Origin of the sequence: Shewanella sp. NKUCC05_KAH, from assembly GCF_019345585.1 — a bacterium.
Lineage (GTDB): Bacteria > Pseudomonadota > Gammaproteobacteria > Enterobacterales > Shewanellaceae > Shewanella > Shewanella oncorhynchi.
Window position 1 is genome coordinate 67,786 of sequence record NZ_JAHKQZ010000018.1, and the last position, 18,667, is coordinate 86,452.

Below are 18,667 nucleotides of genomic sequence, written 5' to 3' on the forward strand. Positions count from 1 at the left end.
CTCAAGCCGCTATTGCATAAAGAAAATTTAAGATGCTGACATTCTTTAGCCAACTTATCAAAAGCCCCATAGGCAGGCACCTTACCCTGTCTATTGTACTTTTTAGTTCTGTTATCACCTTAATCACCACTGCGTATCAGTTGATCAGTGATTATCGCAATGATGTCGTGCGTATCGATAGAGTATTTTCCAACATGGAAAAGGTGAACTTAGATGTGCTCGCCGCCAGTATTTGGGTTATTGACGAGCGGCTCATTAACACTCAGCTCAATGGGCTAATTCAGCTGCCCGATATTAACTATATTTCGATTAAAGATGACAGCGGCCAAGCATGGAATGCAGGCGAGCAGAAACAAGAACACTCCTTAGATAAAACCTTTCCTTTAGTCTATAAATCACCGACTGAAAACATCAATGTCGGCACACTCGAAATACAAGTCGATGTCGATGCTATCTATCAACGCTTGTATGATAAGGCCATTATCATTCTGCTTTCTAATGGCATTAAAACCTTCTTAGTGGCTGGGTTTATTCTATTTTTAGTGTGGTTCAACATTACTAAACACTTAGATAAACTCAGCCAATACTGCAAAAATATCGACATAGACCATGAATATGAGCCACTACAATTTGACCGTCATGAAAAAATTGATGAATTCAAACAAGTCGCCGATTCCATCAATAGCATGCAAGTACAACTTAGAAGCTCATTTAGCGCCTTAAAGAATTCTAAGACGGAACTGCAAATAGCCTTAGAAGATAGAGAGCGGCTACTCAAGCTCGAACGTAGCTATAAAGAAGAGCTAGCAAGACAAGTTAAAGAAAGAACACTAGAGTTAGAACAATCCCTTAGCGCACTAAAACGAGCACAACAGGTTTTAGTTGAGCAAGAAAAAATGGCGGCCTTGGGTGGACTCGTGTCAGGGGTTGCACATGAGATAAACACCCCAATTGGCATTTGTTTGACGGCAGCGAGTGCGCAGCTCAGCCATATTGAAGAACTGATCGATCTGATCCACAGCGATCAAGCTACATTAGATGAGATAAATGAAATACTTAATGAGTACCAAGAAAGCTGTGAACTCATTGTCCGTAATATCACTAAAGCCAGTAGTTTAATTCAAAAATTTAAAACGATCGCCATCGATCGCAGTCATGAAGAACACCAATGCTGTAATCTAAACCAGCAGCTACATGAAATCCTAGAGTCGACATTAATTATGCATCCCAATGTTAACGCCTCAACGGAGATCAACGTGGAGCCTACACTCAATATCAAAACCAATATCAGTTTGTTAAATCAAATTGTTAGTAATATTCTCTCGAACGCCTTTACCCATGCATTCCAAGGACATGAAGACAATCTTATCCACATTAATGCGACTTTGGATGAAGAATCAATTCAAATCAGCATTCAAAATAATGGCTTAGCCATTCCAGCCGATGTTGCTGAGCACATGTTCGAACCCTTCTTTACTACAAATCGTAATAAAGGTGGTACTGGCTTAGGATTATCAGCGGCCTTTAATGCCGCAACACTGTTGAAAGGCACTATGAGTTATCGCGCAGACTCAAAACTAGGCGGCCCACAATTTGATATTAAATTTCCATACACTCAATGTGAACCAGTCAATAATCAACAAGATTTTTATATCTAGGTATAACCTAATGAAATTACATAATATTGAAGGGGCATCACCGCCCTTGAAAGCGGTGATATCTTGACTGAATCTAGGTTAAGAGTTTAAACCGCCTCTTGAGCCTGCTGTGCCAATCGCGCTAATACGCGACTTGCCGCCACAAAACCAAATGTCCCAGTGACCATAGTCACAGCCCCAAAACCAGAAGCACAATCCATCCTCATGCTGCCATCAGCCGCCGCTTTAGTACCGCACACTGAGCCATCGGCTTGGGGATACACTAACTGCTCACTGGAAAAAACAGCATCGATAGCAAACCGGCGTTGCACGTTTTTAGAGAAGTTATACTCGCGGCGCAAAATATTACGCACTTTGGCTAGCAAAGGATCTTGGTAGGTTTTAGCGAGATCAGTTAACTGAATTTGCGTCGGATCTGTCTGTCCACCCGCACCGCCCACTGTCACTATCTTAATTTTTTGACGTTTACACCAAGCAATTAACGCAGCCTTCTGCTTAACGGCATCAATACAATCAATAACATAATCAATATTGCCCCCCTCTTTAGCTCCAAGCAAATACTCGCCTAGATTATCTAATGTAATAAAATCTTCAATTTCATTCACTTGGCAATCAGGATTAATTTCACGGATCCGTTGTGCCATCACAGCAACTTTAGAACCGCCGATGGTGGAGCTAAGAGCATGTATTTGTCGGTTAGTATTAGTGACACAGATATCATCTAAATCTATCAAGCTTATCTGCCCTATGCCGCTCCGCGCTAAGGCCTCTGCCGCCCAAGTACCGACGCCACCAATGCCAATCACCATCACATGGGATGTGGCAAATTTAGCCAACGCCTTTTGTCCATACAAACGGCCAATTCCGCCAAATCGATTTAGATAGGCCTCAGTCATAAATACTTACCTTATATTACCCAATAACAGCAGGAGCGCTTGCCCTAGCATCGAATGGATGCCAACAGGGGCAGCTTAATAGCAACACCAGAAATGTGCCGTGGATTCTAAACGATATCGACATAAACCGAAATCAGATCCTCAGCCACCAAACACTAGATGCAAAGGGATACGAATACTAAATGAGTGTAATAAAAGCAAAGGCCCATCATTTACCACCGAGTCATTTGGTAATCGACTTAATAAAAACATGTATTTCACTTGTAAAACAATATGTTGAATAAGCCATCCTTTATATGAAACTTGATCAAGATCACACTTTATCATTTCAAGTCTGTGCAGACTTTGCCGCATAAAAGCTCAACAGCATGCATAGATACTGAAGTTATCAATGCATATAACAGCGATAAGCACAGGAAAATGAAGATGAAAAAGAATCTACTGACGACGGCTATTATTTCTAGCCTCACACTCTATTCATTCACAGCACTCGCCGATGGCCCTGAATTCTATGGTCATGCTGATCTTGCCATTACCAATTCAGACACAGGTTATGCAACTCAAAACCAAAAGGAGGGCACTGTTCTTGAAAACAACTTCTCTTGGTTAGGCGTAAAAGGTTCTGAAGCTGTAAGCCCTTACTTTGACATCATTTATCAAATGGAATTTGGTGTCGAAAACTTTGACAACTCAAATAAAACCTTCAATGCCCGTAATACATTCCTAGGTATCAGAAGTGCCGCAGGTACGGCTTTAGTGGGTCGTAACGATACCGTATTTAAAGCAGCTGAAGGTAGCTTCGATCTTTTCGGTAATACCAATGCTGATATCGACTTACTGGTTGCAGGCCAAACACGCTCCGCCGATGGCATTTCTTACTATTCACCTAAAATTGCCGATCTCGTGACGCTTAATGCCACTTATCTGATGAGTGATAACTATGACCAAGTGGATAGCAATGGCAACGACGTGTATAGCAAAGATCAAATGTATGCTCTGAGCGCCACCTTAGGGGATAAAGCCTTTAAAGCACAAAACTACTATGTCGCTGCCGCCTATAGTGATGGTATTGATAACGTTGAAGCCTATCGTGGTGTAGCCCAAGCTAAATTCGGTGACGTAATCTTAGGTGCCTTATATCAACACAGTGAGCATGTGGATGATAAGTTTGCCAATCTCTCAGGCGATACCTATTTTGTCAACGCGGCCTACTTAATTGGCGACTTAAAACTAAAGATGATGTACGGCAAAGATGACTCAGGTCTAGGCAAGTACGTGAGCCGTTATGTTGGTGACCAAGACAACAGTGGCCTAGAACAGGTCCGTGATGTTGACCTGCAACAGTTCAGTGTGGGCGCAGATTACCGCCTGAGCACTAAGACTATGGTCTATGGTCACTACACGCGCTTCGATGGTGATCTTATGTTGGCCGATGTAAAGCAAGACCTGAATGACAACATCTTTACTGTCGGTTTACGCGTTGATTTTTAAATAGATTAATCAACTAACCCCAAGGTTATTTATTGATAAAAAAGCGGCTTCGGCCGCTTTTTCTGCTTAGATATCGCCCCCAAACACAAATCTATAACCAATATGACAGACTTGCTACAGCATTAGTATATGCTACAGTTACCCTCGCCGACGCACTATCTAAGGCAATCCGCCTTACCTACCACTTAAGTAGTAAGTGAAAAATAGAGTTTTACCCCTTTCAGGTAAATTTGCAGTCAAGATATAAGGAAAGATCCCAGAAATGGCCCGAATATAGGCAAGGAGAGCCAAAAACATGATCTGCGCCACAGCCTGCGAGTCGTAAAACTGTAAAAATCGGCGGCAACTTTGTTACCGACTCAGGTAGCAAATGCGTTAAACCACACAAAAACCATGAAAAATGGATAAGAACTTAGGTTCGAGGGAGCACAAAACATGAAAAAGACATTCATCTCTGCATCAGTTGCATCAGTATTGGCATTGGCTTCATTCGGTGCGCTAGCCGAAGGCCCAAGCTTCTATGGTCGTTTAGAGCTTGCTCTAACCCATACTGACACAGGTGCCACTCTACAATCAGGTACTAACGGCTTAGAAGCAAACTATGCCGATGAGAATAACGCAGGTACTTATTTAGAAAACAACTTCTCTCTATTAGGTGTTAAAGGTTCAGAAAAAATTGCTGATGGCTTTGACGTTATCTACCAAATGGAATTCCAAGTTGAAAACACTTCTGGTGCAGGTGATGTTTTCAAAGCACGTAACACTTTCTTAGGTTTAAAAACTAACGCTGGTACTGTGTTAGTGGGTCGTAATGACTCAGTATTCAAACAAGCCGAAGGTGCTGTGGATATTTTCGGTAACACTAACGCCGATATCGACCGTTTAGTCAGTGCCCAAACTCGTACTGCCGATGGTGCTTGGTACTATTCACCAAAAATTGCAGGCTTAGTGACATTAAACGCTAACTATCAATTTGATGATAACGACACTACAGCTAAGACTTCTGAAAGCCTATATGCATTAAGCGCAACTCTAGGTGACAGCAAGTTTAAAGAGCAGAATTACTATGCTGCAGTAGCCTATAACAAAGGCATTGCTGGTGTTGATGCATACCGTTTAGTTGGCCAAGCAAAATTCGGTCAATTCAAAGTTGGTGGTTTATTCCAAAACTCTGAAGATGTTGTGAACAATGACATCGAAGGTAACACTTACTTTGTTAACGTTTCTTATGATCTGAACGGTGTAAACCTGAAGGCTGAATACGGCATTGATGAAGCTGGTTTAGGTGGCGCTTACACTAAACTGGGCGGCGTAAAAGGTGCTGATGACATCAATTTCCAAAACTTCAACATTGGTGCTGATTATCGCTTAGCGAAATCAACTATGATCTATGGTCAATACGCTATGTACCGTGGTGATTTTACTGTTGCTAATGCTAAAACAGATCTACAAGATGACAACGTATTCTCTGTAGGCGTACGTTACGACTTCTAATCTCTTACCTAAGAGATAATAGAAACCTACTGTAGTAATACAGTAGGTTTTTTATGTCTCATAATCTAATCCAAAACGCAAAAAATAAAAAACCACCTAAGCCAAACTGAGGTGGTTTTAGTTAACCCATTTAATTCTTTACAGCATTGCAACCATTACAAAGCATTAGATGCTCGCTAAAGCATCACCACCGTCACCTAATTCAACGCTATCGACACGTTGTAATCCTCTAGGCAATTTTGCACCACGACGACCACGTTCACCTCGATAATGCTCAAGATCGCTTGGCTTCAGTGTGAGCTTGCGCTTACCTGCCCACAAGGTAACCGGCGTATCACTCGGCACTAATTGTAAATGCGTCATAAGTTCATCGCGATTCTTGGCTCTTTCGGTTGGTATACCAATAATTTTATTACCTTTACCCTTGGATAATTGCGGTAACGCTTCTAGCGAAAACAGTAACATCCGCCCTTCGTTTGTAATCGCTAGCAGTGACATTTCTTTAGTGCGGTCGATCAACTTAGGCGTTAATGATTTAGCGTTTGTTGGTAGACTCAGCAAGGCTTTACCCGCCTTATTGCGCGACACCATATCGTTGTATGAACAAATAAAACCGTAACCCGCATCCGTTGCTAACAAGTAACATTGGTCTTCTTCACCCATCAACACATGCTGCATGGTTTCGCCAGGTGCCATATTGAAGCGAGTCGTAATAGGCTCACCTTGGCTACGGGCCGATGGCAGAGTATGGCTATCAGTCGCAAAAGCCCGCCCAGACGAATCAATAAACACTGCGGCCTGATTGCTACGTCCCATCGCGCTACATAGATATTGGTCGCCAGACTTATAGGAGAGCGACAAAGGATCGATATCGTGGCCCTTAGCACAACGCACCCAACCTTTTTCAGATAAGACAACAGTCACGGCTTCTGTCGGCGTTAACTCTTGTTCAGTTAATGCTTTAGACTCATTACGCAATACGATTGGCGAGCGACGATTATCGCCATAGGTTTGCGCATCTTGAATTAATTCTTTCTTGATCAACGTCTTCAAGCGACGCTCTGAGCCCAATAACTGCTCCAGTTTTTCGCGTTCGGCTTCAAGCTCATTTTGTTCGGCCGTGATCTTAAATTCTTCTAACTTAGCTAAATGCCGTAACTTTAACTCGAGGATCGATTCAGCTTGTTTATCACTGAGTGAAAAACGGGCCATCAACTCGGCTTTAGGATCATCGTGAAAACGAATAATCTCGATCACTTCATCAATGTTGAGGAAAGCGATCATTAAGGCTTCGAGTATATGTAACCGCGATACCACCTTATCTAAACGATATTCTAAACGACGTTTAACCGTATCAACGCGGAACTCTAACCACTCAGTTAATAAGGTTTTCAACCCTTTAACTCGCGGACGTCCATCGAGACCCAGCACGTTTAAGTTAACTCTAAAGCTCTTTTCTAAATCCGTGGTGGCAAACAAATGCGCCATCAGTTGATCGCAATCGACGCGATTGGAGCGCGGCACCACCACAAGACGCACTGGGTTTTCATGATCCGACTCATCGCGTAAATCGGCCACCATAGGCAATTTCTTCGCCTGCATTTGACCGGCGATTTGCTCTAAGATTTTACCGCTACTGGCTTGATGCGGCAGCGCCGTGATGATGATTTCACCGCCATCGACAGTGTAAACCGCACGTGCTCTTAATGACCCACGGCCCGACTCATAAATTTTTGCAATATCGGCAGACGGGGTAATAATCTCGGCTTCAGTTGGATAATCAGGGCCTGGTACAAAGGCCATCAATTGCTCGAGTTCAAGCTTAGGATCATCGAGCAATGCTACGCAGGCGGAGACTAATTCTCTCACGTTATGCGGCGGAATATCCGTCGCCATACCTACGGCAATACCAGTAATACCATTGAGTAAGATATGCGGTAAACGTGCAGGCAGTACTTTAGGTTCCTTCAAAGTGCCATCGAAGTTAGCACCCCATTCAACCGTACCTTGTCCCAGTTCACTGAGTAACACTTCAGAGAATTTAGAGAGACGTGCTTCGGTATAACGCATAGCCGCAAATGACTTAGGATCATCGGGGGCACCCCAGTTACCTTGGCCATCGACTAACGGGTAGCGATATGAAAATGGCTGCGCCATCAATACCATAGCCTCATAACAGGCACTATCGCCGTGAGGATGGTATTTACCTAATACGTCACCAACCGTACGGGCCGACTTTTTATGCTTAGATTGAGCCGATAAACCTAACTCACTCATCGCATAGATAATTCGACGCTGTACCGGTTTAAGTCCATCACCAATGTGTGGCAGGGCTCGGTCCATAATGACGTACATGGAATAGTTCAGATAAGCCTCTTCGGTAAAGCGCCGCAATGGCATTTGCTCTACCCCATCGAGACTTAACTTGATAGCGTCACTCATTTTCTTCTAGTTCCTGTGTTTCTTCAGTACTATCGCCCTTATAAAACAAGCGATACACGTTACCTTTTAAATCATCGGAGATGTACATAGCACCATCGGATGCCGATAACAGCGCAAAGGGTCGAGCAACGGGAAATTCACCGTCAAGGAAACTAACAACCGTTTCACGACTCACCACTTTTTGATCTTCAATCTTCAACATCACCACTTGATAGCCAACTTTACTCGAACGATTCCACGAGCCATTTTCGGCGACAAACAACTGATTATGGTAAATATCGGGAAATTGACTGCCGCGATAAAATGCAAGTCCCGTGGGTGCAACATGGGCTGGCAACTCATACATTGGCAGAGTGATTTTTAAGTTTTTCGGTTTTTCATAGGCGGGTTCAACAACACTACTGGCATGTAAATAAGGGAAGCCATAATGACTCCCTATCACATCGATGCGGTTAATCTCATCGGGTGGCAAGTTGTCCCCCATCCAATCACGGCCTTGATCGGCAAACCATAATTTTTTGTCTATTGGCGACCAATCAAATCCACTTGCATCACGCACACCAGCCGCAATTTGCTCACTCGCACCTGTATCGACATTGATCGCTATGATGCTACTGTAAGGCACTGGCGCTTCACAGACGTTACAGGGCGCACCAATAGACACATATAAACGGCCATCTGGACCAAAATTAATTGCCCGAGAACTTTTCTTCTCTGAGTAAGGCAAGTCACTGTAAATCTCTTTGGGTCGACTCGGGCGGCGCAATCTTTGCTCAATATCAACAAAGCGCACTATTTGATTTTCAGTGGCGACAAACAAGTCACCATTGCGGAATGCAATCGCATCGGGTGATTCAAGCCCTTTAGCTATCACATAGCGCTTATCGACACGACCATCTTGATTACTATCAACGAGAGCATGGATAGTGCCGCTCTTATTGGAACCGACAAATAAAGTGCCATTAGCCCCCATCGCCATCTGCTTAGCATCGCCAATATCCGAGGCATAAAGCGATAAACCAAACCCCTTAGCGACGGTAATCATGATCGATTGGGAACCCGCAAAGGCGCTATTGCAGAGCAATAACGTCACACTCGCTAAGAGCGTAAAACCGGCAGAAAACACCTTTAAGCAATTATAATTATTAGTTTTAATATACAACATTGTAATTTTCTTTATGCCTATGTTTTATTGTTATCGGCAATAGTGCACAACATTAAAGTAAAGCCATGTCACCCTTATCTTCAAGCCAGTTTTTACGGTCCGGCGAACGCTTCTTAGCGAGCAACATATCCATCAAAGCATCCGTTTCTTCGATGTCATCTATCGTCAACTGTACTAAACGACGGGTGTTTGGATCCATCGTTGTTTCACGAAGTTGTAAAGGATTCATCTCACCCAAGCCCTTAAAGCGGGTGACTTGTACCTTACCCTTTTTATTCTCAGCGGCAATACGGTCTAAAATACCCGCTCTTTCTGCCTCATCTAAGGCGTAATAAACCTCTTTGCCGATATCAATACGGAACAACGGCGGCATAGCAATATACACATGACCCTGCTCAACTAAGATACGGTAATGCTTCAAAAATAGCGCGCATAACAAGGTAGCAATGTGCAGTCCGTCTGAGTCGGCATCCGCAAGGATACAAATCTTGCCATAACGTAATTCAGAAATATCACTGCTATCGGGATCGCAACCAATCGCCACCGAAATATCATGGACTTCCTGTGAAGCTAACACCTGCGAAGCATCGACTTCCCAGGTATTCAAGATTTTTCCACGCAGCGGCATGATGGCTTGAAACTCACGATCGCGGGCCTGTTTAGCACTGCCACCCGCAGAATCCCCTTCCACGAGGAATAACTCTCCGCGCATCGGATCTTGGCCACTACAGTCTGTCAGCTTACCCGGCAGTGCAGGTCCCGAAGTCACCTTTTTGCGGGCCACTTTTTTGGCGGCCTTTAAACGACTCTGGGCATTATTAATGCACATTTCGGCTAAGGATTCAGCTAATTCGGTATTTGAGTTCAACCAGAGTGAGAATGCGTCACGCACAACGCCAGACACAAAAGCAGCGCATTGGCGACTAGAAAGCTTTTCTTTTGTTTGACCAGCGAATTGCGGTTCTTGCATCTTCACCGACAATATAAACGCGGCGCGATCCCAGATATCTTCAGGTGAAAGTTTAATGCCACGGGGAATTAAATTTCTGAACTCACAAAATTCGCGCATCGATTCCAATAAACCTTGGCGGAAACCATTCACATGGGTACCACCGAGCGGAGTCGGAATTAAGTTTACATAACTCTCGCCAATGGATTCACCGCCTTCTGGCAACCAAGTAATCGCCCAATCTGCGGCTTCTAGCTGGCCCTTAAAACAGCCGACAAACGGCTCATCTGGCAATCTTAAATTGTCACCGATAGCCGCCTTTAAATAATCAGTTAGGCCGCTTTCATAGAACCATTCATGGACTTCGTTTGTCTGTTTATTGGTGAATTTGATCCGTAAACCTGGGCACAGTACCGCTTTAGCACGAAGCAGATAAATCAGTTTTGAATTTGAGAAGTTAGCCGAATCAAAATAGCTCGCATCGGGCCAAAAATGCACTCGAGTCCCCGTATTACGACGGCCACAGGTCCCTGTTGGGCGTAAATCTTCAACTTTAAAGCCATTTTCAAAAGCGATGTCATACACTTGGCCATCACGGCGAACCGTGACTTCGACACGGCGCGACAAAGCGTTGACCACCGAGATACCGACACCGTGTAAACCACCGGAGAACTGGTAGTTTTTATTCGAAAATTTACCGCCGGCATGCAATTTGGTCAGAATTAACTCAACCCCAGGAATGCCTTCTTCTGGGTGGATATCCACTGGCATACCACGGCCATCATCAGTGACTTCGAGGGAGTTATCTGTATGTAGAACAACTTCAATTTTTGTCGCGTGACCTGCCAATGCCTCATCGACACTGTTATCTATGACCTCTTGGCCCAAATGGTTCGGTCTGGAGGTGTCGGTATACATACCTGGACGGCGTTTAACAGGATCGAGTCCGTTGAGAACTTCAATGGCGTCAGAGGTGTATTGATTTGTCATAGGGCACGCTATAGGTTGTTATATCCGGCCATGTTGCGGCTCGGCATGTCAGTTTGTCAAGGTAAGTGTAAAAATTGGCTTACAGTTTGCAGATGCGACTCATAACCAACAAAGCTGTGATCACCACCCGCTTCAACTCGCAATTGACAGTGATGATACTTATTGACCGCTTCGCGATAATCCAGCACATCATCACCTGTCTGCAATAATACCAAAAAACGATCCGGATTGCGGATCACAGCCGTATTAAATTCAGCGACTTCAGACTTATGCTCAGGTAAGACAAGATAATGCTGTTCAGTGTAAGGATTGAATTGCGGCCCCATAAACTCATCGAACAACTCAAAGGGTTTTACCGCAGGATTAACTAACACCGCTTTGCCACCATAGGTTTCGGCTAAATAGCTGGCGAAATACCCACCTAAAGATGAGCCTATATAAGCTAATGGCTCTTTGGCATCAATCGCAGCCTCAACATAAGCGGTTAAGAGCACCATCGCAGCCTTAGGTGTATTGGGTAATTGGGGCTGATGGAAGACCACACTAGGATGATGCAGCGTCATGTACTTAGCCGTCATCACAGCTTTATCTGAAAATGGAGAACTATTAAAACCGTGAATATAAAGCAGCATATTTCCTCAGGCTGCGGCTATTCGCGTTAATAACCGCTAGAGTTGTTGTCGGGGGAAAAATGGTTACCCGGTACGCGATACACTTTAGTGTTGATGCTACCATCGGCTTTCAACTCCAGCAAACGATAACCCGGTTGAACGCCATCCAAGGCAAAATAAGGCGATAACGGCTTAAATTGAATACAAGTGGAAGGTGTCGCCATCAACTGCAACGTGCCATGGGGCCCATTATGATGGGTATCAATACATTGGTGCACATGTCCCCAGAGCAATCCTTTGACCTGCGGATACTTTGCCACTCGCGCGATAAACTCGGCGCCATTGTCCATGCAGTGCTGATCCAACCAAGTACAATTCACAACGATGGGATTGTGATGCATCACCAGTAAAGTATGGCATTCAGGATGTGCGGCAATGGCTTCATCAATTAATTCGAACTGAGTCTCGGCCATATTGCCGCCAGGCTTTCCCCGCACGGTTGAATCCAACATGAGGATTTGCCAGTTTCCCGCCAGAATACGCTGCTGCCCAAAAATCTGTTCACCCTGCATGTGCAGATACATGATCCGTGGATCGTCATGATTTCCAGGAAGATAATGGCAAGGTAAGCCAACAGGGGTGACTGCTTTCACAAATTGCTGATAGGACTCAGCCGAATAGTCTTGACTCAAATCGCCCGTGGCGAGCATCAAGTGAGCAGGATAGTCCACAGCTCTAATCGTATTTAATACGGCAGCAAAACTTTTGCTAGTATTAACTCCTAATAGCTGAGCTTCAGGATCGGCAAAAAGATGCGGATCTGTGACTTGCACGATACGCACGCTTTCCCCTTCAGCTATGGAGTAAGAGACAGCCTCTTTCAGCACATTGAATACCCAATTCTAAGACTGGCACACGACACTGTGTTGGTAACCAATCTTTAATAACTCTTCCAGGAATGCATTCACCTGGTACTTTTCATCACTTTGATACATGCGTACATTGGGATAATCATACACTGGGCGTAATTGGTAAATCTGTTGGCCAGTTAACACTTCTGCTAATTTAGCATCGTGATAAATTCTCACTAACACCTTGGGAGTATTGATAAACTCCTTGATTTCGATGGGACGAGATATCTCAACTAGCTGAGTATATTTGGTATTTTCTAAAATTCGCACTACTAATATACCAAACTCACCTTCGAGTCGCCATGACTCACCGATAGCTATCTCTAACGGTAACCATTTCAACATGTAGCCATAATTACGCCCGCACAGTGCTAAAAAATCACTGACGTTGGGTTTATAGCGCCGTTTTAGACTCGAAGTAGCCAAATTCATCCCAACTTAAACCAGTTGCTGATAGTTTAATTGTAACCATTGTAATCCAATAACGGTCGACGCATTATCAATCTCGCCCGCAACCACTCGCTCATAAGCTTGCTCGCGGCTCATGACATGCAATCGAATATCTTCGTGCTCTTCAGCTAATCCATGCAATCCACGGGCGTCGTTTGAATCGACATCAGCCCAATAGAAATAGAAACGTTCTGTACTACCACCTGGGCTCGCTAAATAGCTATTTACACTGTGTATTTGCTTAGCCATTAAGCCAGTTTCTTCCATTAATTCTCGGTGTGCAACATCCAGAGGCGTTTCTGCGGGCGCAATCATACCCGCGACTAACTCAAGAAGCCAAGGAGATTTAGCGGTTGCTAATGCAGGAAAGCGTACCTGTTCGATGAGTACGACTTTATCTTGCTTGGCATCATAGGGAAGGACGACCACAGCATGACCCCGTTCAAACACTTCGCGAGTGACAGGCTTACTCCAGCCACCAGCGAATAATTTATGCTTGAAAGTGTATTCGTCCATTGAGAAAAAACCTTGATAAAGGGATTTTTTTCCTAAGATCTCAATATCCGTTTGCGAAAAAACAGGGGGTTTCATACTCTATCCTTAAAAGTTAAATTTGCGCTTATAATCAAGGCAATTTGAGCACATTTTTAAAATAAAATCTGTTACACTTCGAATTTGACTTGAAAGTGTCAGAGTTCTTAGACTCTAGGTTATTAAGTTTTAGCTGTATCGGGAAGCGTCGGGAAGCGCAAACCGCCTTGGTAAAGGCATTACTTAGTCTAAACGAAGTTAAAATATTCCTCCGTGGGGGGATTTTGTCTAATAAGGACAGCAAATGAAATTTAAGATCCATAATTTATGCGCAGCATTAACACTTGCGGCTTCCACTTCAGCGGTGCAAGCAGATGATTTGTTGCAAATTTATCAGCAAGCACTGACCAGCGACCCGCTCGTATTGCAAGCCCAAGCCCAGCGTAATGGTTTGTTTGAGAAAATCGAGCAAAACCGCGCTCCGCTGTTGCCAACCATTAGTGCAAACGTCGGTTATGACAAAGCTTGGAATGATCCGAAGGATGATGCAAGTGGTCTAGTAGGTAGCCTGAAATTAAATCAAGTCATCTATGATCACAGTGCTTGGGTTGGTTTAAGTCTTGCTGAGAAAGCCGCTTCTCAAGCTGATTCCGCTTATGCTTCAGCATTACAAAACTTGATTACTCGTATCACTAAAGCCTATTTCGATGTATTAACGGCGAAAGACAACTACGAGTTCCAAGGTGCAGAAAAACGCGCAATCGAGCGTCAACTTGAACAAACTAAACAACGTTTCGCAGTGGGTTTAACCGCGATTACCGATGTGCATGAAGCTCAAGCGCAATATGACTTAGCCTCAGCCACTGAAATTTTAGCCGAAAACACGCTCGCCAATAGTTATGAAGCCTTACGTGAAATCACTGGCATCGATCACAAGACGATTAATGTGCTAGATACCAACCGTTTCTCAGCCGTTACGCCAGCGCCAACGTCATCTAGCGAATGGTTAAAAATTGCTGAAACCAATAGTGTTGATTTAATGACTCAACGTATTGGTAAAGATATTGCCCAAGAGACCATTAAGCTTTATCAAGCAGGCCACATGCCGTCTTTAAGCTTAAATGCCGGTTACAACAAAGGTCTTGAGCAAAAAATGGGTAATCTCAACGAACCTGATTTTGATAATGTCAGCGTTGGTGTCAACTTAAGCATTCCGATTTTCGAAGGTTTTAAAGTCAGCTCACAAGTTAATGAAGCACAATTCCAGTATGTTGAAGCAAGTGAAAAGCTTGAGCAAATTTACCGTGGTGTAGTGAAAAACGTTCGTAATAACTACAACAACGTAGGTGCTTCTATCAGCTCAATCAAAGCTTATGAGCAATCTGTTATTTCATCAGAAAGTGCCCTAAAAGCCACTCAAGCGGGTTTCGAAGTGGGTACTCGTACTATCGTTGATGTTTTGAACCGTACCCGTGACTTGTACGACTCAAAACGTAAATTATCCGATGCGCGCTATAGCTACATCAACTCAGTTGTTGCACTAAAGCAAGCTGCGGGTACATTGAATGAAGATGATGTTATCGCCATCAATAATGGCTTGATTGCACAGTAACAACGCTCTCAGTCATTAAATATAAAAAAACCGCCATTTGGCGGTTTTTTTATGCTTAAAAGTTAAAATCAACAAAATTAGAAATTGATTTCAACACCCGCAAAATAACCTTTAAATTTAGTATCAGCACTCACACCCGAGAAATTACTCACATCGAATAAAAATTCACGGTAGCCTACACGCACACGGGTATCGACGGCCAAACCATCAAATTGCCAACCTAAACCAATAGCATAGTCGTGCACGCTTGACTCATTAACGCCCTGCATCAAATCAGCAAAACCGTACAAGCCTAAGCCAGGCATACCCACATGCGTACTGGCATAACCCATCACAATACCACTATCGACATCTTTCTCTTCTGGATGGCCAGGGTCTTGAACACGCAGTGAACCATTCATTAACTTGTATGCAGCACCAAGGTCCAATGACACTATGTCGTTATCCAATATTTCGTAATACAGCACGAAATCTGTGTTACTCAAATCAGTATAAGCAGTCACATTACCTTTAAAATCATGACCATTGAAGTTGAAATCAGCACCAGACATGCTGCCTTTCTGATCTAGGCTATTTTCACGGATTTTAATGTTAGGGACAAATGGCAATGGGTGCTCAACTGCAATCCAATAACTGCCTTGAGCAGATGAACTGTAATCAAATGTTTGTTGTGGTTGACCTTTATCAGCAAAAGTACCGCTAGTATCGGCGCGCCAGTAATCACCACCAATCGTAAAACCAACCACAGTTGCCGCTTGGGCAGATGAGGCCATACAGAATCCTAATACCGCACTGGCGAGGAGAGTTTTTTTCATAATTAACCTTGAGATAGCAAGTTCGTTAAATCAATCACCGCGGCATTCGCACGGGATACATAGTTAGCCATAACCAATGAATGATTAGCGACTAAGCCAAAACCGCTGCCATTAAGCACAACAGGGCTCCAGACAGTTTGCTGAGTCGCTTCCAGTTCACGAATGATCTGTCTTAGGCTCACTTCAGCATTTTTCTTCTTTAAGACATCTGCAAAATCGACTTCAACAGCACGCATAAAGTTCAACAACGCCCATGAAGCACCACGGCTCTCATAGAAGACATCATCAATTTTCCACCAACTGGTTTTTACCTGATGGCTGGTCAAATTTGGGGTTGATTGACGCGCCGAATTGTCACCAGCTAGATCTGTATTTAAGCGCTCTTGGCCAACGCTGGCAGATAAACGCTGCGACATACTACCCAGACGTTTCTGCACTTCTTTCAACCATTCATTAAGGTTGTCAGCACGGGCATAAAACTGTGCATCTTGATTATTTGGGTCCATCATGCGGGCACGATAAAGCTTCAGCAATTTGATTGCATCGCGATATTCGCTTTCGGCACTGGGTACTAACCAGCTAGTGTGGTCAATATTGAGCTTAGATTGGGCTTCGCCTAAATCTTTGTCCGCCGCAGATTGTGACTGTGAGCGGCTAAACTCTTTACGCATAATCAAGGCTAAATCACGGGCTTGCTCCAAAGCACCATATTCAAATGCGGGCATGTTATCCATGAAGATGGAAGGTGGCATCACATCGTTTGATAACCAACCACCTTGCTTATCGAGTAAATTTTCGACAGTGAGGATTAGCGATGTAGTGGTAGCGTACCCAACAATATTCTTATTGGATGCTGTTAATTGTTGAGGGCTAATCGGATCCGGTTCGATACTCCACCATACACTCACGCCATAACCGATTAATACTAAAAATAAACCGACCCCGGTAACTTTTTTCCATGTAATTTGCATCAAGCGACTCCTTAATGATGGTGATGATGCTCTTGCTCTGCGGCGTTTTCTACTGCTTTACTAACAGGCAGGGTAATTGCCATTTTCTCGCCACCGTCAAACTCTAATTGCAGTTCAACTTGTTGCTCTAACACCAATGGCGCTTTTAAGCCAAGCAACATGACGTGATCCCCTGACGGCGTTAACGTTAATGTGCCATGGGAGGGGATGTCAAAACCTTCAACATGGCGCATCTTCACCATGCCTTGGTCTTCGATAATCGTGTGTAATTGGGCATCCTTTGCCACAGTCGTACTGACACCGATAAGACGAATCGCTTTATCTGTGTGGTTTTCAAGCGTAAAGTAAGCGGCAGTATTTGGTACTGTCTCAGGCATGGCGCGTATATGACCTTCAGTCATGACTACGTTCGCCAACGCTGAAAATGATGCACAAGATAAAACTAGACAATTAAACAGCTGTTTGAATATTGGTTTCAATGTCTTAAACTCCATGTCTACCCAATGTCGTCGTAAAGGAAACAACCCATGAGTCATATACAGGTTCAGGATGATCAGGGCGTGCGTATTATTAGCTTTAATCGCCCTGATAAACGCAATGCACTTGATCTTAATATGTATAAACAACTGACAGAATACCTGATCGAAGGTGAAGCAGACAACGACATTCGTGCCTTTATGCTCCATGGCCAAGATAATTGTTTCACCTCAGGCAATGATGTTGCTGACTTTTTGAAAAATAGTGACTTAGGGCCAAATCATCCCGCAGTACGTTTCTTATTTTGTCTGCTCGAACTCAAAAAACCTCTGGTGGCTGCTGTTTCTGGTGCCGCCGTCGGTATAGGTACAACCGTACTGCTACATTGCGATCTGGTATACGCTGACAACACGGCGAAATTTCAACTTCCCTTCGTCAACTTGGCTCTCGTGCCAGAAGCGGGGGCTAGCCTACTCTTACCAGAACTCATTGGTTATCAAAAAGCGGCTGAGTTACTGCTACTTGGTGAAAGTTTTAATGCCGAGACGGCCCATAGACTCAATATGATCAACGAAATTGTGGCCCATGAAGATTTACTCAGTTATTCACTATCTCAGGCAAAAAAATTGGCCAATCAACCGCCACAAGCACTACAAATCACACGTCAATTAATGCGTCCGCATAAAAATCGTGTACAACACCAAATGCACCAAGAACTTGAACAATTTAGCGCTAGGCTAAAAAGTGATGAAGCCAAAAGCAGATTTCAGGCTTTTTTGAAAAAGTAGCCTGCAAGGCATTATGCACATACATGTCGCATGAGGGTCAAAGTACCCTCTTGTTGATAGGTTTAACTGCATCATTTTAAATCAAAACAAGCCACTTATGAGCTCATCAACACAAGCCATCACTGCATGCTTAGGCTGGTTTTTTCCATTGGTCAACTAACAATGCTAAAACAAAGTAAATTAACAAACTCACACCTGGCATAAATACAACTGCACCAGCCCACACCGCACGAGTCCAAAAACAAGACCAATCAAATTTCCACGCCATGCCAGCAGCAACACCACACACTAACCGCTCTGGACTCTCCATACGCACTTTTAATCGTTTCATCTAAAACCTCGACTCAGTTCATCGCTAACTTATTTATCACTAACACTATGCCACTGAAACCAGCAAATAATGCCTGAAAACAACG

General features: G+C 43.8%; 17 protein-coding genes. 5 read left to right on the plus strand and 12 right to left on the minus strand.

What is annotated here, in order from left to right; all coding sequences use genetic code 11:
• Positions 1-32: 32 nt before the first annotated feature.
• Positions 33-1,658 carry an ATP-binding protein gene (locus KO533_RS16215; RefSeq protein WP_168826667.1) on the plus strand — a complete coding sequence of 542 codons (1,626 nt, stop codon included), beginning with the start codon at positions 33-35 and terminating at the stop codon, positions 1,656-1,658.
• Positions 1,659-1,744: 86 nt separating this feature from the next.
• On the opposite strand, the gene tcdA is transcribed toward KO533_RS16215, so the two are convergent.
• Positions 1,745-2,554, minus strand: a complete 810-nt coding sequence (gene tcdA, locus KO533_RS16220; RefSeq protein WP_219255115.1) for a tRNA cyclic N6-threonylcarbamoyladenosine(37) synthase TcdA — start codon at positions 2,552-2,554, stop codon at positions 1,745-1,747.
• Between the two features lie 426 nt (positions 2,555-2,980).
• Here tcdA and KO533_RS16225 point away from each other — a divergent pair, with 426 nt between their 5' ends.
• The gene (locus KO533_RS16225) at positions 2,981-4,045 is read left to right on the plus strand and encodes a porin (RefSeq protein WP_113941534.1); all 1,065 of its coding nucleotides are present in this window, start codon (positions 2,981-2,983) and stop codon (positions 4,043-4,045) included.
• Positions 4,046-4,480: 435 nt separating this feature from the next.
• Positions 4,481-5,539 carry a porin gene (locus KO533_RS16230; protein WP_105251476.1) on the plus strand — a complete coding sequence of 353 codons (1,059 nt, stop codon included), beginning with the start codon at positions 4,481-4,483 and terminating at the stop codon, positions 5,537-5,539.
• A 165-nt stretch (positions 5,540-5,704) separates the two neighbouring features.
• On the opposite strand, the gene parC is transcribed toward KO533_RS16230, so the two are convergent.
• Genes parC through nudF form a run of 7 tightly spaced genes read right to left on the minus strand, consistent with a single transcriptional unit; the run spans position 5,705 to position 13,648 of the window.
• Positions 5,705-7,981, minus strand: a complete 2,277-nt coding sequence (parC, locus tag KO533_RS16235; RefSeq protein ID WP_219255117.1) for a DNA topoisomerase IV subunit A — start codon at positions 7,979-7,981, stop codon at positions 5,705-5,707.
• Entirely contained in the window at positions 7,974-9,146 is a 1,173-nt protein-coding gene (locus tag KO533_RS16240; RefSeq protein ID WP_219255119.1) for a PQQ-dependent sugar dehydrogenase, read from the minus strand. The genes parC and KO533_RS16240 overlap by 8 nt, the downstream gene beginning before the upstream one ends.
• A gap of 52 nt (positions 9,147-9,198) precedes the next feature.
• The gene (gene parE, locus KO533_RS16245) at positions 9,199-11,085 is read right to left on the minus strand and encodes a DNA topoisomerase IV subunit B (protein WP_219255122.1); all 1,887 of its coding nucleotides are present in this window, start codon (positions 11,083-11,085) and stop codon (positions 9,199-9,201) included.
• Between the two features lie 56 nt (positions 11,086-11,141).
• On the minus strand, positions 11,142-11,717 hold the full coding sequence (locus KO533_RS16250) for a YqiA/YcfP family alpha/beta fold hydrolase (RefSeq protein ID WP_219255124.1): 576 nt from the start codon (positions 11,715-11,717) through the stop codon (positions 11,142-11,144).
• A gap of 26 nt (positions 11,718-11,743) precedes the next feature.
• Positions 11,744-12,583: a 3',5'-cyclic-AMP phosphodiesterase gene (gene cpdA / locus KO533_RS16255; protein WP_105251471.1), complete on the minus strand. Its 840-nt coding sequence runs from the start codon at positions 12,581-12,583 to the stop codon at positions 11,744-11,746.
• Positions 12,584-12,598: 15 nt separating this feature from the next.
• Positions 12,599-13,039, minus strand: coding sequence for a DUF1249 domain-containing protein (locus KO533_RS16260; RefSeq protein ID WP_105251470.1), 441 nt, complete (start codon positions 13,037-13,039; stop codon positions 12,599-12,601).
• A 6-nt stretch (positions 13,040-13,045) separates the two neighbouring features.
• Positions 13,046-13,648, minus strand: a complete 603-nt coding sequence (gene nudF, locus KO533_RS16265) for an ADP-ribose diphosphatase (RefSeq protein WP_028759445.1) — start codon at positions 13,646-13,648, stop codon at positions 13,046-13,048.
• 244 nt (positions 13,649-13,892) lie between these two features.
• Between nudF and tolC the strand changes: the two genes are divergently transcribed.
• A complete protein-coding gene (tolC, locus tag KO533_RS16270; RefSeq protein WP_219255126.1) occupies positions 13,893-15,200 on the plus strand; it encodes an outer membrane channel protein TolC in 1,308 nt (435 codons plus the stop codon).
• A 77-nt stretch (positions 15,201-15,277) separates the two neighbouring features.
• Here tolC and KO533_RS16275 read toward each other — a convergent pair whose 3' ends face one another.
• The 3 genes from KO533_RS16275 to KO533_RS16285 are packed head-to-tail and all read right to left on the minus strand — an operon-like array spanning position 15,278 to position 17,480.
• Positions 15,278-16,015: a TIGR04219 family outer membrane beta-barrel protein gene (locus KO533_RS16275; RefSeq protein WP_028761742.1), complete on the minus strand. Its 738-nt coding sequence runs from the start codon at positions 16,013-16,015 to the stop codon at positions 15,278-15,280.
• 2 nt (positions 16,016-16,017) lie between these two features.
• Positions 16,018-16,986, minus strand: coding sequence for a DUF2333 family protein (locus KO533_RS16280; RefSeq protein WP_105251468.1), 969 nt, complete (start codon positions 16,984-16,986; stop codon positions 16,018-16,020).
• Between the two features lie 11 nt (positions 16,987-16,997).
• On the minus strand, positions 16,998-17,480 hold the full coding sequence (locus KO533_RS16285; protein WP_113941529.1) for a copper chaperone PCu(A)C: 483 nt from the start codon (positions 17,478-17,480) through the stop codon (positions 16,998-17,000).
• Between the two features lie 33 nt (positions 17,481-17,513).
• Between KO533_RS16285 and KO533_RS16290 the strand changes: the two genes are divergently transcribed.
• Positions 17,514-18,251, plus strand: a complete 738-nt coding sequence (locus KO533_RS16290; RefSeq protein ID WP_219255128.1) for an enoyl-CoA hydratase — start codon at positions 17,514-17,516, stop codon at positions 18,249-18,251.
• A gap of 130 nt (positions 18,252-18,381) precedes the next feature.
• Here KO533_RS16290 and KO533_RS16295 read toward each other — a convergent pair whose 3' ends face one another.
• A complete protein-coding gene (locus KO533_RS16295; RefSeq protein ID WP_113941528.1) occupies positions 18,382-18,582 on the minus strand; it encodes a PspC domain-containing protein in 201 nt (66 codons plus the stop codon).
• Positions 18,583-18,667 lie beyond the last annotated feature (85 nt).